Here is a 14,985-nt window from a genome sequence, read left to right as displayed (position 1 = left end):
CCAATCTACGCGGCGTTACCCGCCGATCCCGTGACCGCCCTCCGCGCGGAAGCTCCGGGGGGCACGGAGGTCACGGGCGGCCCGGTGGTCCCGGAAAGCTGTCAGCCGCCGGTACGCCTCCAGGCCGTCCGGCACCCAGGCCCACTCGCCGCCCCCGACGCGCTCCGCCAACTCCTCCGGGGAGAGCCACGCGTGCCACGCGACCTCGGACTCCTGTGGCCGCACGGCCGCCTCGCACCGCACCTCGTGCACGTACGACCACCAGGCCCCGCCCGGACCTTCGTACAGGAACTTGAACAGCGGCGTCGGCTGCGCCAGCCCCCGCACCCCCAGCTCCTCCTCGGCCTCGCGCAGCGCGGCCTGCGCGTAGCTCTCGCCGGCGCCCAGCACCCCGCCCACGAACATGTCGTAGTGCGAGGGGAAGACCAGTTTCGAGGCGGTCCGCCGGTGTACGAAGATCCGCCCCTCCGCGTCCCCGGCCTGCACGAACACGCAACGGTGGAGCAGCCCCCGGGCGTACACCTCGCCCCGCGGGGCCTGTCCGACGACCCGGTCGTCCCGGTCCACCACGTCCAGTACTTCGTCAGCGGCACTCATACAGGTCATCCAATCACCGCTGTTGACTGGTTACCGCTCCGTAGCCAAGGATCTGCCCCACCACCGACGGAGGACGGGTAACCGCATGACGTACGACGCAGACGTGATCGTGATCGGAGCCGGGCTCGCGGGGCTCGTGGCCACCGCCGAGCTCGTCGACGCGGGCCGCAAGGTCATCCTGCTCGACCAGGAGCCGGAACGGTCGATCGGCGGCCAGGCGCACTGGTCCTTCGGCGGGCTGTTCTTCGTGGACTCGCCCGAACAGCGCCGGATGCGGATCAAGGACAGTCACGCGCTCGCCCTCCAGGACTGGCTGGGCACCGCCGGGTTCGACCGCGAGGAGGACGCCTGGCCGCGCCGCTGGGCCGAGGCCTACGTCGATTTCGCGGCCGGCGAGAAGCGCTCCTGGCTGCACGCCCAGGGCGTCCGCTTCTTCCCGGTGGTCGGCTGGGCGGAGCGCGGCGGCTACGACGCCAACGGCCACGGGAACTCCGTACCCCGCTTCCACATCACCTGGGGCACCGGCCCCGGCCTGGTGGAGCCCTTCGAGCGGCGGGTGCGGGCCGGCGTGGCCCGCGGCCTGGTCCGGTTCGCGTTCCGCCACCGGGTCACCGGGCTCTCCGCCACGGCCGGCGCGGTGGACACCGTGACGGGCGAGATCCTGGAACCCTCCGACGCCGTACGCGGCACCGCCAGCAGCCGCGAGGCCACCGGCACCTTCTCCCTGCGGGCCCAGGCCGTGATCGTCACCAGCGGCGGCATCGGCGGCAACCACGACCTCGTCCGCGCGCAGTGGCCCGCCCGGCTCGGCACCCCGCCGCAGCGGATGCTCTCCGGGGTCCCGGCGCACGTCGACGGTCTGATGCTCGGCATCGCGGAGCGGGCGGGCGCCAGCCACATCAACAAGGACCGGATGTGGCACTACACCGAGGGCATCCAGAACTGGGACCCGATCTGGGCCCGGCACGGCATCCGCATCCTGCCCGGCCCCTCCCCGCTGTGGCTGGACGCGACGGGCAAGCGGCTGCCCGTGCCGCTCTTCCCGGGCTTCGACACCCTCGGCACCCTCGACCACATCATGAAGACCGGCCACGACCACACCTGGTTCGTGCTCAACGAGCGCATCATCGGCAAGGAGTTCGCCCTCTCCGGCTCCGAGCAGAACCCGGACCTGACCGGCAAGTCGATCCGCGACGTCTTCACCCGCGCGCGCCAGGCCGTACCCGCCCCGGTCCGGGCCTTCATGGACAACGGCGCCGACTTCGTCGTCGAGCGCGACCTGTCCGCCCTGGTCCGCGGCATGAACGCGGTCACCAAGGAGGACCTCCTCGACGAGGCCACCGTCCGGGGCGAGATCGTGGCCCGCGACCGGGAGATCGCCAACCCCTTCACCAAGGACCTGCAGGTCACCGCCATCCACGGTGCCCGCAGATACCTCGGCGACAAGCTGATCCGCACGGCCGCCCCGCACCGGATCCTGGACCCCAAGGCCGGGCCGCTGATCGCGGTACGGCTGTCGATCCTGACCCGCAAGTCCCTGGGCGGCCTGGAGACCGACCTCTCCTCACGCGTCCTGACCGCGTCCGGCGAACCGCTGCCGGGCGTCTACGCGGCGGGCGAGGCGGCCGGATTCGGCGGTGGCGGGGTGCACGGGTACCGGGCCCTGGAGGGCACCTTCCTCGGCGGGTGCATCTTCTCGGGCCGGGCGGCGGGCCGCGCCGCGGCCCGGGCCGTCGGCTGACGTCCCCTGCGGGCGAGGACTGACGGGCGCCGTCAGACCAGCCGTTCGGTGACCCGGAACCGCTCCGCGATGACGAGCGTGTCGTCGTCGACCGTGAACCCCGGGTCACCGATCACTGCGCGCACCGGCGCGCTGTGCCAGAACTCCTCGTGTGCCGTACGCCATTCGGCCACCGACGTGTACCCCTCGCCCTCGTCGAGCGCGTGCCGCAGCCCGATGTCCCCGAGCCGCAGCACCTCCACGGCGGTCACCTCCACCACCGCCACCCCGCGCTCCGCGGAATCCACCAGCAGGGACCGGGCACCCGGCTGTGGCAGCGGCTCGTCCTCGGCCTCATACTCCGCGAGCAGGCCGGTGCTGCTGGTCTTCGCCCCGCTCAGCACCGCCGCGACCAGCTGGTCGCGCAGCGGACCGGGGAACCCCGGCAGATACGGGGGAAGATCGTCGTAGGTGGTCATGCGGCCACCCTGCGAGATGGCGCGGACACCCACAGATCCGGCCAGTCCGCCTCAACTCGCACCACCGTCAGAGCAGTTGAAACCCGCCACGCAGTGGACTGGACCTTGACGCGGAGCTGGGCGTACCGCTTTGCTGTGCGTGATCACCGACGCGCTCACCGTCGCGATCCCCCGACCGACCCGGCCGAAGCCCTCGCGTGCGCCTTGCGCGGGTATCTGGCCACCGCACCCCTCGTCCGCCCGCGTCCTGGAGGGAAACCCGCGGATGTCCCCGCCTCCGCCGCCCCTCGGCCGCGCCCGCAAGCGGGAGGCCCAGCTCTTCGACCCGGCCCTGTGCGACGCCGAACTCGTCGACGTGCGCTCCCAGTTCACCCAGGGCCGGTGGACCCGGGCCCGTTCCCTCCTCGTCGGTACCGGCGACGACTGGGACCGCCGCGGCCACCGCGTCGTCGTCCTCGCGCAGACCCCGGCGGCCTCCGCCTGGGCCCGTGAGTGGCTGCTCGCCGAACCGGAGAGCGCCGACGCCGCCACCCTGCTCGCCTGCGCCGCCGTCTTCGCCGCCCTGCGCCGGAAGGGCACCCCGGCCGCGGCCGAGGAGGCCTGCCGCCGGGCCGCCACCCTGCACCCGGCGGACCCGACGCCCTGGCTCGGGCTGCTCCTCCTCTCCCGCGCCTTCGGCAGCGAGGAGGAGTTCAGCCGCCATTTCGACCAGGTCCGGGCCCGCCACCGCGAGCACCACCACGCCCATCACCTGATGGTCGCCAGACTGGCCGAACGCACCCTCGGCTCCGGCCAGGACCCGCTCCACGAGGTCTACGACTTCGCGTCCTGGGCCGCCGAGGAGTCCCCGGCCGACTCCCCGCTCGCCGTGCTCCCCGTCGTCGCGCACGCCGAGCGGTACCGGGTGCTGGCCGCCACGCACGGGCACTCGCCCGAGTCCGCCGCCGCCCACTGGGCGGGCCGCCGCGCCCGTCAGGTGCTGCGCTCCGCCTTCGACTGGTGGCTGGAGTGGGAGCGCGAGGACCACCCCCGCAACCGCGTCGACCTCAACTTCCTCGCCCACGCCAAACTCTGCGAGGGCCGCCCCGCCGAGGCCGCCGCCCTCTTCCACCGCATCGGCAGCCATGCCACCCGCGCCCCCTGGTCCTATCCGGACCGGGACCCGCAGAAGGCCTTCCTCGCCGCCCGCGGCGTCGCACTCGGCACCGCCTGACCGCACCGCCTGACCGCACCGCCTGACCGCACCGCCTGTCCGTGCCACCCGCGGACGCCCCGAAGACGCCCCCCCCAAGCGCCCATCCCCGAGCACCACGCCCCCGAAAGGACGCCGCCATGCCGACGGGCAGATCCTCCACGCTCCAAGACCCGGCCGAGATCCGTACGTACAAGGGCCAGGACCGGGCCCTGCGCGCCGACCGCCTCGGCACCGCAGGGCTGCTCCTGTCCGTGCTCGCCGCCAGCGCGCCCCTGATGGTCGTCGCCGGTGTCATGCCCACGACCTTCGGGGTCATGGGCATCGTCGGCCAGCCCCTGCTCTTCGTCATCCTCGGCGCCGTCCTCGCGCTCTTCAGCGTCGGCTACGCCGAGATGAGCCGCCACGTCCACAACGCCGGCGCCTTCTACGCGTACATCGCCCGCGGCCTCGGCCCCACCGCCGGCGCGGGCGCCTCCCTCGTCGCCCTCGTCGCGTACAGCGCCATGCAGGTCGGCGTCTTCGGCATCCTCGGCTTCGAGATATCCGGCCTCTTCGCCACCTACCTGGACACCGAACTCTCCTGGTGGATACCGGCCCTGCTCGCCGTCGCCGTCACCGGCGCGCTCGGCTGGCTCAAGATCGACCTCAACGCGAAGGTCCTCGGGGTCCTCCTCCTCGTCGAGTGCGTCCTCGTCGTCGTCTTCGACATCGCCGCCATCGGCAAGCCGGGCGCCGAAGGCCTCTCGCTCCACGCCTTCAACCCCGAGACCCTGGGCGGAGCCGGCTTCGGCACCGCGCTCTGCTTCTGCATCGCCGCCTTCGTCGGCTTCGAGCAGTCCCCGGTCTACGCCGAGGAGACCAGCAAGCCGCACATCGTCGTCTCCCGCGTGATGTTCCTCGCCGTCGGCTTCGTCGCCCTCTTCTTCGCCGTCAGCGCCTGGGCCCTCACCGTCGCCACCGGCCCCTCCGCGGTCGTCAAGACCTCCGCCGAGGCCGGCCCCACCCTGCTCTTCCAGCTCACCGAGAGCCGCCTCGGCACCACCTTCACCGACGTCCTGCACGTCCTCTTCGTGACCGGCATGTTCGCGGCCATGCTCAGCTTCCACAACGTGGTCGCCCGCTACGCCTTCGCCATGGGCCGCGAGGGCCTGCTCCCGGCCGCCTTCGGCCGCACCAACGCCGGCACCGGCGCCCCCGCCACCGGCTCCCTGCTGCAGACCGGCGTCGCCGCCCTCGCCGTGATCGCCTTCGCGCTCACCGAGGACAAGGCCCCCGCCGACCCCGCCCTCGCCGTGCAGCCGCCCGACCCCACCACCCCGGTACTGCACCTGTTCACCTGGATGGGCAGCGTCGGCGCCCTCGGCGTGACCCTGCTCATGGCCGCCGCCTCCTTCGCCGTCATCGCCTTCTTCGTCCGCCGCGGTACCGCCGGCGCCCAGGTCTGGCGCCTCGTCGCGGCCGGCACCGCCGGCCTCGCCCTGCTCGCCATCGCCGTCTACACCGTCAAGGACTTCGGCGTCCTGGTCGGCGCCGAGAAGGGCTCCGCGCTCAGCTGGGCGCTGCCCGGCATCATCGGCGCCGCGGTGGTGATCGGCCTGGCCTACGGAGCCGTGCTGCGCCGCAGCCGCCCCGAGGTGCACGCCCGTATCGGCCTCGGGAACGAGGCCTTCCGCCTCGACCAGGCGGCGGAGGGCACCCCGGGCGACTGACCTCGATTCCTCGCTTTCCAGCCTCTAGGAAGCCCCCGACACCCGTTTCCATGGTCGTCGGGGGCTTCGGTGTGCAGGGGGTGCTTTTGGAGGGGAGTGGAGCCTCATGGTCTCCTGTTGCGACCAAACCACCCGGATCGCAGCACAGGGGACACCACCCGGCTCCCCTGCGCGGCGGTCAGGGCCTGCCTTGTCCCATCCACGAAGGCGAAGTCCTACATGAGTGACCTGAGTGACCGCACCTTGACCGAGGCACCCGCCCCGGCGCCGACCCGCCATGTCGACGCCGGTGACGAGGGCTACAGCAAGGACCTCAAGTCCCGCCACATCAACATGATCGCGATCGGCGGGGCCATAGGCACCGGCCTCTTCCTCGGCGCGGGCGGCCGCCTCGCCGGCGCCGGCCCCTCCCTGGCGATCGCCTACGCGGTGTGCGGAATCTTCGCCTTCTTCGTCGTCCGGGCGCTCGGCGAGCTCGTCCTCTACCGCCCCTCCTCCGGCGCCTTCGTCTCCTACGCCCGTGAGTTCATGGGGGAGAAGGGCGCCTACACGGCAGGCTGGCTGTACTTCCTGAACTGGTCCACGACCACCGTCGCCGACATCACGGCCGCCGCGACCTACGCCCACTTCTGGTCGCTGTTCACCGAGGTCCCCCAGTGGGTCCTCGCCTTCATCGCCCTCGCCATCGTGCTCACCGCCAACCTGATCTCGGTGAAGTACTTCGGCGAGATGGAGTTCTGGTTCTCGCTCGTCAAGGTCGCCGCGCTCGTCGTCTTCCTGATCGTCGGCATCTGGCTCGTCGCCACCAGCCACGACATCGGCGGCAGCACCCCGGGCCTCGCCAACATCACCGACAACGGCGGCCTCTTCCCCTCCGGCGTCCTCCCGATGCTCCTGGTGATCCAGGGCGTCGTCTTCGCGTACGCCTCCGTCGAGCTCTGCGGAGTCGCCGCCGGCGAGACCGAGAACCCCGAGAAGATCATGCCGAAGGCGATCAACTCGATCATGTGGCGCGTGGGCCTCTTCTACGTCGGCTCGGTCGTCCTCCTCGCCCTCCTGCTGCCCTACACCGCCTACAGCTCCGACCAGAGCCCCTTCGTCACCGTCTTCGACAAGCTCGGCGTCCCCGGCGCCGCGGGCATCATGAACCTCGTCGTCCTGACGGCCGCCCTCTCCAGCCTGAACTCCGGCCTCTACTCCACCGGCCGCATCCTGCGCTCGATGTCCCTGTCCGGCTCCGCACCGAAGTTCACCGGCGTCATGAACAAGGGCAAGGTCCCCTACGGCGGCGTCCTGTTCACCGCCGCGTTCGGCCTCGCGGGCGTCGGGCTGAACGCCTTCATGCCGAAGGACGCCTTCGAGCTCGTCCTGAACTTCGCCTCGCTGGGCATCCTCGGCACCTGGGCGATGGTCATGATCTGCTCGCTGTTCTTCTGGCGCCGCTCCCGGCAGGGCCTCGTGGAGCGTCCCTCGTACCGCCTGCCCTGGGCCCCGTACACCCAGATCGTCACCCTGGTCTTCCTGCTCGCCGTGCTGGTGCTGATGTGGTGCGACGGCGGTGTCGGCCGCACCACGGTCCTGTTCGTCCCGGTCATCGGCGCCGCCCTGGTCGGCGGCTGGTACCTGGTCCGCGGCCGCGTGGCCGAACTCGCCACCACCCGCCGCTGATCCCGCCCCGCCCCCGCCGAAGCCACCGCGCCGGACCCGTTCCGCGCGGTGGCTTCGACGGTGGCCCTGCTCGACACCCCCAGCCGCGTGACCTGGGCCGCCCCGCCACAGCACTAGGGTCCTGATCGCCCGGCGGTACGGGCGGCCAGGACGGTCACGTCGTCCTCCGCGTCGGTGACCCGCAGCGCCGCCAGCACCGTGTCGATGACCTCGTTCAGGGCCCCGTCCACCAGGAGTGGAATGCCGGTCAGCCGTCGCAGCGAGGCGTCGATGTCCTCTCCCCGGCGCTCGACCAGGCCGTCGGTGAACATCATCAGGACGCAACCCGGCCTGAGGACGAAGGACGCGGCCTCGTACCGGCCGTAGCCGGTGCCCAGCGGCGGGCCCACCGGGACCGGCGCCAGGAACGGACCCTGCCCGCGGCCGATGACCATGGCGGGCAGGTGCCCGGCGCTCGCGTGGACGCAGGTCCCGGCCGCATGGTCGACCAGGACGAGCAGACAGGTCGCGACCCGGTCCAGACCGCCCGCGAAGACCACATGGTCCGCCTCGCACAGGATGTCCGCCGGCGGATGCCCGGACGCGGCCAGCGCGCGGATGAGGGAGCGGTAGTGGCTCATGGCGACCGCCGCCTCGACGCCGTGGCCCATCACATCGCCCATCACCAGCAGGGTCCGGCCGCCGGGCAGCGCCAGGCAGTCGAACCAGTCCCCGCCCACCAGGACACCCGTGCCGGAGGGCAGGTAGCGGGAAGCCACTTCGAGATCGCCGTGCGGGAAGGTGGGCTCGGACAGCAGCGCCTGCTGCAGTTCCAGGGCCATCCCCTGCTCCCGGGCGAACCGCTCCGCCTTGGCGAGGCTGGCGGCCGCCCGCTCGGCCAGGGTCCGGGCCACGACGACGTCCTCGCGCCCGAAGGCCGGCGAGTCCCCGGCACGCACCAGGGTGAGGGTTCCGATCGGCCGGTCCTGGGCGATCAGGGGGACCACGACACCCGAGTGGATGCCCGCATCCCGGTACGTGGAGAGCCGGTCCGCGCTCGGCGCCGCCCGGCTGAAGGCCTCGTCGGAGGAGAAGTTGCCCAGCCACGGCTCGCCGCTCTCCAGGCACTGCCTGACCGCCGAACCGGGCTGGTAGTCCACGTACTCCCCGGCCGCGCCGAGCGCCCGCACCTGCGGCGAAAGATCCCGTACCGAGGCCACCGCCACCCGCCGCAGCCGCAGGGCCCCGCCGTCGGGCAGCTCTCCGCCCGGTCCTTCCCGCGGGATGAGCTCCACGCTCGCGGCGTCGGCCAGCCCGGGCACCAGGAACTCGGTCAGCTCACGACAGGTGGTGTCCAGATCGAGGGTGGTGCCGACCCGCACCGCGGCGGTGTCCAGCAGGAGCAGGCGCCGGTTGGTGCGCGACAGCTCCCGCTGCCGCTCCCTGGGGGCGCTGACCTCCAGGCCGATCCCCGCCAGCCCCAGCACCCGTCCGTCCTCCTCCAGTCGGTGGTAGGTCCCCCGCCACACCCGCGACTCGTACGGTGAATCGGCCAGGGTGCGGCCCTCCAGGACCAGCTCCCGGGGTTCCCCGTCCCGCAGCACCTCGTGCAGCACCTCGTCAGGACGCTCGACGTCCGGCAGCACCTCGTTCAGCGTCCGCCCCAGCAGCGCCTCGGCGGGCAGGCCGTTCATCACGGCCATGTGCGGGCTGACGTACAGGTAGCGCAGGTCGGTGTCGAGCAGGGCGATCCCCGCCCGGGCCCCGTCGAGGACCTGCCGCAGCAGCCGGTACTCACGCACCAGCCGGTCCACACCGGACGGATCACCCGCCACGGCGGCGGCGACCACCTCGTCCGCGTCCTCGCCGAACAGCGGACGCGGGCCGGCACCCTCAGCCCACATCACGGGACCTCCATCAGCCGGTCTGCCCCTCCGATGTGGTCCCAACATAGCAAAAGGGCAGGTCAGGGCGGCATTGCGTCGCTCTGACCTGCCCTGTTGCGCCGATCAGGACCGGCGGGCCGACGGTCTGCGGCTCAGCGCCAGCAGGCTCAGGGCAAACATCAGGACACCCAGGGGGACATGGACCGACGGCACGCGCGCGATGCCCAGGACCACCTGCACCGAGGCGAGGACGAGGAAGCCCGACGAGTACAGGACGGGCCGGGGCGACCCGCCGCCCGGCCGCCACGCCAGCACCGCGGCGATCACGTACAGCATCGTCGCCCCGTACATCACACGCGCTCCGATGCCGTGCAGCAGCTCGCCGTGGGCCGAGGACAGCAGCACCCCGGCGGTGGCCGCCTGGAAGAAGATGGCCAAGGTCTGCAGGGCGACGGTGACCTGCAGGAAAGTGAAGGTACGCGGCTTGTCCGTGGTCAGTGTGGCCATGGTGGCGGTCCCCTCTTCTGCCTCACGGCGTAGATCGATATGGTCTCGGTAGTCCGACGACGTGGGCCCGCGAAATGTGAGGCGAGGCACCGAGAGGCGGGCCAGGGGGAGCAGTCGTGAGCATGGGTACGTCGTCCGATCCGCACCTGGACGTGATCGTCGGAGAGCGGGGGCACCTCACCAACCTCGCCTACCGGCTGCTCGGTTCGCTGTCCGAGGCCGAGGACGCGGTACAGGAGACCTACGCGCGCTGGTACGCGATGCCGAGGCAGAAGCAGGAGGCGGTCGAGTCGCCCGGCGCCTGGCTGACGACGGTCGCCGGCCGCATCTGCCTGGACCTGCTCGGCTCGGCACGGGCGCGCCGCGAGCGCTACGTCGGCGAATGGGTCCCCGAGCCGCTGCCCGACCGCGCGGAGTGGATCGGCGGGCCGGCGGGCGGCGGGGCCGGGCCGGTCGACCCGGCCGACCGGGTCACCCTGGACGAGTCGGTCAACATGGCCTTCCTCGTCGTACTGGAGTCGATGACCCCGGCCGAACGCGTCGCCTTCATCCTCCACGACGTCTTCCGCTACCCCTTCGCCGAGATAGCCGGGATCGTCGGCCGGACGCCGGCGGCCTGCCGGCAGCTGGCGACGTCGGCCCGCCGGCGGGTGAGCGCCGCGCAGGTCCCGGCGGCCCCGACGGCCGGACAGGCCCCGCTGGTGCGGAACTTCAAGGAGGCGTGGGAGGCCAGGGACATCAAGGCCCTCGTCGGCCTGCTGGCCCCCGACGCCGCGATGATCGCCGACGGCGGCGGACTGGTCGGCGCCGCCCTGCGACCGATCGAGGGCAGCGCGCGCATCGCCGAGTACCTGATCCAGATCGCCGACAGGGCTCCCGGACTGGAGCTCCTGGAACGCTCGGTCAACGGCCGGCCCGGCCTGGTCGCCCAGCACACCGGGATCACCGTGACCGTGGCCGCGTTCGAGCTCGGCGGCGATCGCGTCACCCGCATCTGGGCGGTCCGCAATCCGGAGAAGCTCCGCCCCTGGGTGGAGGACGGACAGGGCTGACCCGGCGCGCCCCCGGTGACCGGCACCACCGGCTGCACCGGGGGGGCGCCACGCGCCACGCGCCGCGGGACGACGAAAGAGCCGGTCAGAGCGACTTCGCGTCGCTCTGACCGGCTCTTCCAGGTCGTTTGACCATGGTGTCCGAGGGGGGACTTGAACCCCCACGCCCGATAAAGGGCACTAGCACCTCAAGCTAGCGCGTCTGCCATTCCGCCACCCGGACAAGGTGTCTGTCTCGCGTCCCTCGCGGGCCGTTCCGACGTGGAAAACATTACCAAACATTCCGGGGTCCTCGATCACACCCCCCGACGGCCGGGGATCGCCCTTGGGGAGAACGGCCCGGAGCGGGAGGATGGGGGTTCGGTACTGATCAGTGGGAGGAAGCAGCGTGAGCGAGTCGAGCACGGGCAGGACCGTCTCCGGCGAGGACGAGGTGGTCGACCTCTGCCGGGACCTCATCCGGATCGACACCAGCAACTACGGGGACCACTCGGGCCCCGGGGAGCGCAAGGCGGCGGAATGGGTCGCCGAGAAGCTCGCCGAGGTCGGGCTGGAGCCGCAGATCTTCGAATCGCACAAGGGGCGCGCCTCGACCGTGGCGCGGATCGAGGGGGAGGACCCCTCGCGGCCGGCGCTGCTGATCCACGGGCACACCGACGTGGTTCCGGCCAACGCCGCCGACTGGACGTACGACCCCTTCGCGGGCGAGATCGCCGACGGCTGCGTGTGGGGCCGCGGCGCGGTCGACATGAAGGACATGGACGCGATGACGCTGGCCGTCGTACGCGACCGGATGCGCAGCGGGCGCAAGCCCCCGCGGGACATCGTGCTGGCCTTCCTCGCCGACGAGGAGGCGGGCGGCATCTACGGGGCCCGGCACCTCGTCGACAAGCACCCGGGCCTGTTCGAGGGCGTCACCGAGGCCATCGGCGAGGTCGGCGGCTTCTCCTTCACGGTCAACGAGAACCTGCGGCTCTACCTCGTGGAGACCGCCCAGAAGGGCATGCACTGGATGCGGCTCACGGTGGAGGGCACCGCGGGCCACGGCTCCATGACCAACAGCGACAACGCCATCACGGAGCTGTGCGAGGCCGTGGGCAGGCTCGGCCGCCACCAGTGGCCGGTCCGCGTGACCAAGACGGTGCGCAGCTTCCTGGACGAGCTCTCGGACGCGCTCGGGACCCCGCTGGACCCGGACAACATGGACGCGACGCTCGCCAAGCTCGGCGGCATCGCCAAGATGGTCGGCGCGACGCTGCGCAACTCGGCCGCCCCGACGATGCTCGGCGCCGGCTACAAGGTCAACGTCATCCCCGGCCAGGCGACGGCCCATGTCGACGGCCGCTTCCTGCCGGGTTACGAGGACGAGTTCTTCGCCGACCTGGACCGGATCCTCGGCCCGCGCGTGAAGCGGGAGGACGTGCACGGCGACAAGGCGCTGGAGACGGACTTCGACGGCAGGCTGGTGGACGCCATGCAGGGCGCCCTGAAGGCCGAGGACCCGATCGCGCGGGCGGTCCCGTACATGCTCTCGGGCGGTACGGACGCCAAGTCCTTCGACGACCTCGGCATCCGCTGCTTCGGCTTCGCGCCGCTGCAGCTGCCGCCGGAGCTGGACTTCGCCGGGATGTTCCACGGCGTGGACGAGCGGGTGCCGGTCGACGGACTGAAGTTCGGCGTGCGGGTGCTCGACCGATTCATCGACAACGCCTGAGATTCGAGAAGATGTGCGCATTCCACTGAGAAGAGTGAATGCACTCATACGCTCGTAGCCCCGGTGATCCCTCCTCGTTACAGGTGTTGCGGTCCGCGGCTGGGACCGCATTGCCTACTAGGAGGAACAATGATCAAGAAGGTTGTCGCCGCTGCGGCTGCCACCGGTGGCCTGGTTCTCGCGGGTGCGGGCCTGGCCCACGCCGATGCGGGTGCGCAGGGTGCGGCCATCGGCTCGCCCGGTGTCCTGTCCGGCAACGTGCTGCAGGTTCCCGTCCACATCCCCGTGAACGTCTGCGGTAACTCGGTCTCCGTGATCGGCCTGCTGAACCCGGCCTTCGGCAACACCTGCGTCAACGCCTGACGCGTCTGAAGTCTTCGGCCCCGGAGCGCATCCCAGCGCTCCGGGGCCACCGGGCTTTCCGGCCCGGATTTCTCTCACTTCCGGCGTACCAGGCAGGGGAGCCAGGTGGGCCGAGCCGTCGGACGACGGCCGAAACGTACACACCAGGGGATGAGTACAGATGCGACGACCGGCACAGGTCACCAGGAAGACCCTGATCACCATGGCGGCCGCGGGGGGTGTCCTCGCGATGGGCGGGGGCTACGCACACGCGGACGCCAGCGCCTCGGGGCACGCCGCGAACTCTCCGGGCCTGCTGTCCGGGAACAACCTGCAGGCGCCCGTGGACGCGCCGGTGAACGTCTGCGGGAACACGATCGATGTGGTGGGAGCCCTCAACCCGGCTTTCGGGAACCACTGCGTGAACGGACCGGGCCACGCCAAGCCGCCGAAGCCCGGCAAGCCCGGCGAACCGAACCACCCGGGCAACCCCGGCCAGCCGGGCGACGACGAACCGTGCGACGACCACCCGGGCGGTCCCGGTGGTCCGGGTAACCCCGGCAACCCGGGCGGTCCGGGCGGCCCCGGTAACCCGGGTAACCCGGGTAACCCGGGTAACCCGGGTAACCCCGGCAACCCGGGTAACCCCGGCGGCCCCGGCAACCCTGGTAACCCCGGTGGTCCCGGTACCCCGGGCAATCCCGGCGGTCCGGGCACCCCCGGCAACCCGGGTGGACCGGGGAATCCCGGCGGTCCGGGCACTCCCGGCAACCCCGGTGGTCCGGGTACCCCGGGCAATCCCGGTGGTCCGGGCACCCCCGGCAACCCGGGTACCCCAGGTGCGCCGGCCAACCCCGGCACGGGATCCGTCACCCCGGTCACGCATCCCGGCGGTCCGGGGGCCGGGAACAACCCGGGACAGGCCGGCGGTCTCGCCGCCACCGGGTCCGGTGACGTCCTCACCGCCGGGCTGCCGCTCGCGGGCGGCCTGCTGCTCGCCGGCACCGTGCTCTACCGGCGGGCCCGCAACGCCGCCTGACGGACGGTCACGGCGCGGGCCCCGCCCCCGGGGCCCGCGTCACCAGGTCGCGCGGACCTGACGGATGATCCGGCGGCGCAGTCGCACACGGCGGCTGCCGTCCCGGTACAGGCTCAGCCGGTCGAGTTCCCAGTTCCCGTACTCGGCATGATCGGTCAACAGGCGGGTCGCCTCCTTGCGAGGAACACCGCGGGGCACGTACACGTCGACAAATTCGTATTCCGGCATCGCATCTATTGTGCGGGCAGAGCCCTGCTACGGATAGCGTCTGCTCTATGTCTGATGCCGATCTGCCCACTGTTGCCGAGGTACGCGCCGCCGCCGAGGCGGTCAAGGCCGCGCTCGACCGTCACCTCGCCGCGGTCGAGCGCAGGATCGGGGACGAGGACCCGGACGTCTACGCCGCGTTCAACGAACTCGCCGCCGCGGCCGAGGTGTACGACGAACTCCTCTACGACCGCTACGACGAGGTCACCCCCTTCGAGATCCCCACGCCCGAGGACGGCGTCCCGTACACCGGGCCCGCCGAGCCCGCCGCCTTCAGCGTGCTCATCCGCCGCGACTACGCCGTGGTCGAACCGGCCCGGCTGATCGCCCAGGCCGAGCGGGTCGCCGCGCACGACCGGGACGCCGATTTCGTGGGCGACGGCGGCAGCGCCGACGCGCTGGGCGTCCTCTTCGGGGAGTACGAGCCCGACGAGATCGCCTCCCGCTACAAGGACTTCGGGCTGGAGGAGGGTGACTCCACGCTCTGGATCGCGGCCTCGGAGGAGGTGGCGGAACCGGGGGAGTGGCTGGGCTCGCCCTTCGGGCACATCGATCCGCAGGACGTGCTGCACCGGTTCGACGTCAGCTCGGTCTTCGACGAGGAGTCCGACGAGTTCGACGAGGACGAGGCCTCGGAGCCGGGGCTGACCCCGGCCTGACCCGGCCCGATCGCGGCCCCGCACGTGCCGGACCCCGTGGCCCCCGCCCCTCCCGGGGGGGGGCACAACCGATTTCCCCCCCCCCCCCCCCCCCCCCCCCCCAAAAACACCCCCCCCCCCCCCCGGCGCGCCTTACAACGATTCCCCCACACATCAGCCCACACATGTGGCA

14 protein-coding genes and 1 tRNA gene are annotated in these 14,985 nt (G+C 72.0%); 9 read left to right on the top strand and 6 right to left on the bottom strand.

Annotated features, from left to right (window positions below; translation table 11 throughout):
• Nucleotides 1–15 precede the first annotated feature (15 nt).
• Nucleotides 16–597: an NUDIX hydrolase gene (locus ACZ4YL_RS14995; RefSeq protein ID WP_468116705.1), complete on the bottom strand. Its 582-nt coding sequence runs from the start codon at nucleotides 595–597 to the stop codon at nucleotides 16–18.
• A gap of 85 nt (nucleotides 598–682) precedes the next feature.
• Here ACZ4YL_RS14995 and ACZ4YL_RS14990 point away from each other — a divergent pair, with 85 nt between their 5' ends.
• On the top strand, nucleotides 683–2,338 hold the full coding sequence (locus ACZ4YL_RS14990) for an FAD-binding dehydrogenase (protein ID WP_468116704.1): 1,656 nt from the start codon (nucleotides 683–685) through the stop codon (nucleotides 2,336–2,338).
• A 32-nt stretch (nucleotides 2,339–2,370) separates the two neighbouring features.
• Here ACZ4YL_RS14990 and ACZ4YL_RS14985 read toward each other — a convergent pair whose 3' ends face one another.
• Nucleotides 2,371–2,796 carry an ASCH domain-containing protein gene (locus ACZ4YL_RS14985; protein ID WP_468116702.1) on the bottom strand — a complete coding sequence of 142 codons (426 nt, stop codon included), beginning with the start codon at nucleotides 2,794–2,796 and terminating at the stop codon, nucleotides 2,371–2,373.
• A gap of 265 nt (nucleotides 2,797–3,061) precedes the next feature.
• On the opposite strand from ACZ4YL_RS14985, the gene ACZ4YL_RS14980 reads away from it, so the two are divergent.
• The 3 genes from ACZ4YL_RS14980 to ACZ4YL_RS14970 all read left to right on the top strand — a co-directional run bounded on the left by ACZ4YL_RS14980 (nucleotide 3,062) and on the right by ACZ4YL_RS14970 (nucleotide 7,368).
• Nucleotides 3,062–4,009 carry a hypothetical protein gene (locus ACZ4YL_RS14980; protein WP_468116700.1) on the top strand — a complete coding sequence of 316 codons (948 nt, stop codon included), beginning with the start codon at nucleotides 3,062–3,064 and terminating at the stop codon, nucleotides 4,007–4,009.
• A gap of 119 nt (nucleotides 4,010–4,128) precedes the next feature.
• On the top strand, nucleotides 4,129–5,700 hold the full coding sequence (locus ACZ4YL_RS14975; protein ID WP_468116698.1) for an APC family permease: 1,572 nt from the start codon (nucleotides 4,129–4,131) through the stop codon (nucleotides 5,698–5,700).
• 228 nt (nucleotides 5,701–5,928) lie between these two features.
• The gene (locus ACZ4YL_RS14970) at nucleotides 5,929–7,368 is read left to right on the top strand and encodes an amino acid permease (RefSeq protein ID WP_468116792.1); all 1,440 of its coding nucleotides are present in this window, start codon (nucleotides 5,929–5,931) and stop codon (nucleotides 7,366–7,368) included.
• 113 nt (nucleotides 7,369–7,481) lie between these two features.
• Here the strand turns inward: ACZ4YL_RS14970 and ACZ4YL_RS14965 are convergent, their stop codons facing one another.
• Nucleotides 7,482–9,251: a SpoIIE family protein phosphatase gene (locus tag ACZ4YL_RS14965; protein WP_468116696.1), complete on the bottom strand. Its 1,770-nt coding sequence runs from the start codon at nucleotides 9,249–9,251 to the stop codon at nucleotides 7,482–7,484.
• 105 nt (nucleotides 9,252–9,356) lie between these two features.
• Nucleotides 9,357–9,740, bottom strand: a complete 384-nt coding sequence (locus tag ACZ4YL_RS14960) for a hypothetical protein (protein ID WP_468116694.1) — start codon at nucleotides 9,738–9,740, stop codon at nucleotides 9,357–9,359.
• Nucleotides 9,741–9,862: 122 nt separating this feature from the next.
• Between ACZ4YL_RS14960 and sigJ the strand changes: the two genes are divergently transcribed.
• On the top strand, nucleotides 9,863–10,792 hold the full coding sequence (gene sigJ / locus ACZ4YL_RS14955) for an RNA polymerase sigma factor SigJ (RefSeq protein WP_468116693.1): 930 nt from the start codon (nucleotides 9,863–9,865) through the stop codon (nucleotides 10,790–10,792).
• A gap of 135 nt (nucleotides 10,793–10,927) precedes the next feature.
• Here the strand turns inward: sigJ and ACZ4YL_RS14950 are convergent.
• Nucleotides 10,928–11,015: transfer RNA gene (locus ACZ4YL_RS14950), tRNA-Leu, on the bottom strand.
• Between the two features lie 165 nt (nucleotides 11,016–11,180).
• Here ACZ4YL_RS14950 and ACZ4YL_RS14945 point away from each other — a divergent pair.
• The 3 genes from ACZ4YL_RS14945 to ACZ4YL_RS14935 all read left to right on the top strand — a co-directional run bounded on the left by ACZ4YL_RS14945 (nucleotide 11,181) and on the right by ACZ4YL_RS14935 (nucleotide 13,887).
• Nucleotides 11,181–12,506: a M20/M25/M40 family metallo-hydrolase gene (locus ACZ4YL_RS14945; protein ID WP_030009121.1), complete on the top strand. Its 1,326-nt coding sequence runs from the start codon at nucleotides 11,181–11,183 to the stop codon at nucleotides 12,504–12,506.
• A gap of 129 nt (nucleotides 12,507–12,635) precedes the next feature.
• The gene (locus tag ACZ4YL_RS14940) at nucleotides 12,636–12,869 is read left to right on the top strand and encodes a chaplin (protein ID WP_301372169.1); all 234 of its coding nucleotides are present in this window, start codon (nucleotides 12,636–12,638) and stop codon (nucleotides 12,867–12,869) included.
• Nucleotides 12,870–13,029: 160 nt separating this feature from the next.
• Nucleotides 13,030–13,887, top strand: a complete 858-nt coding sequence (locus ACZ4YL_RS14935; protein ID WP_468116690.1) for a chaplin — start codon at nucleotides 13,030–13,032, stop codon at nucleotides 13,885–13,887.
• Nucleotides 13,888–13,926: 39 nt separating this feature from the next.
• Here ACZ4YL_RS14935 and ACZ4YL_RS14930 read toward each other — a convergent pair whose 3' ends face one another.
• The gene (locus tag ACZ4YL_RS14930; RefSeq protein WP_030009118.1) at nucleotides 13,927–14,115 is read right to left on the bottom strand and encodes a DUF5703 family protein; all 189 of its coding nucleotides are present in this window, start codon (nucleotides 14,113–14,115) and stop codon (nucleotides 13,927–13,929) included.
• A gap of 47 nt (nucleotides 14,116–14,162) precedes the next feature.
• Between ACZ4YL_RS14930 and ACZ4YL_RS14925 the strand changes: the two genes are divergently transcribed.
• Nucleotides 14,163–14,813 carry a hypothetical protein gene (locus tag ACZ4YL_RS14925; RefSeq protein ID WP_468116689.1) on the top strand — a complete coding sequence of 217 codons (651 nt, stop codon included), beginning with the start codon at nucleotides 14,163–14,165 and terminating at the stop codon, nucleotides 14,811–14,813.
• The last annotated feature ends 172 nt before the right edge of the window (nucleotides 14,814–14,985 follow it).

The organism is Streptomyces sp. NPDC030021 (assembly GCF_055574035.1).
Note: the sequence above shows the minus strand (reverse complement) of the source record. Positions and strands in the feature narration are given on the sequence as shown.

Bases quoted from the DNA above. Each gene is read 5' to 3' on its own strand.
- ACZ4YL_RS14935 (WP_468116690.1), top strand. From the start codon at position 13,030: ATGCGACGACCGGCACAGGTCACCAGGAAGACCCTGATCACCATGGCG.
- ACZ4YL_RS14960 (WP_468116694.1), bottom strand. From the start codon at position 9,740: ATGGCCACACTGACCACGGACAAGCCGCGTACCTTCACTTTCCTGCAG.
- ACZ4YL_RS14940 (WP_301372169.1), top strand. From the start codon at position 12,636: ATGATCAAGAAGGTTGTCGCCGCTGCGGCTGCCACCGGTGGCCTGGTT.
- ACZ4YL_RS14995 (WP_468116705.1), bottom strand. From the start codon at position 597: ATGAGTGCCGCTGACGAAGTACTGGACGTGGTGGACCGGGACGACCGG.
- sigJ (WP_468116693.1), top strand. From the start codon at position 9,863: ATGGGTACGTCGTCCGATCCGCACCTGGACGTGATCGTCGGAGAGCGG.
- ACZ4YL_RS14975 (WP_468116698.1), top strand. From the start codon at position 4,129: ATGCCGACGGGCAGATCCTCCACGCTCCAAGACCCGGCCGAGATCCGT.
- ACZ4YL_RS14965 (WP_468116696.1), bottom strand. From the start codon at position 9,251: ATGTGGGCTGAGGGTGCCGGCCCGCGTCCGCTGTTCGGCGAGGACGCG.
- ACZ4YL_RS14925 (WP_468116689.1), top strand. From the start codon at position 14,163: ATGTCTGATGCCGATCTGCCCACTGTTGCCGAGGTACGCGCCGCCGCC.
- ACZ4YL_RS14990 (WP_468116704.1), top strand. From the start codon at position 683: ATGACGTACGACGCAGACGTGATCGTGATCGGAGCCGGGCTCGCGGGG.
- ACZ4YL_RS14980 (WP_468116700.1), top strand. From the start codon at position 3,062: ATGTCCCCGCCTCCGCCGCCCCTCGGCCGCGCCCGCAAGCGGGAGGCC.
- ACZ4YL_RS14985 (WP_468116702.1), bottom strand. From the start codon at position 2,796: ATGACCACCTACGACGATCTTCCCCCGTATCTGCCGGGGTTCCCCGGT.
- ACZ4YL_RS14930 (WP_030009118.1), bottom strand. From the start codon at position 14,115: ATGCCGGAATACGAATTTGTCGACGTGTACGTGCCCCGCGGTGTTCCT.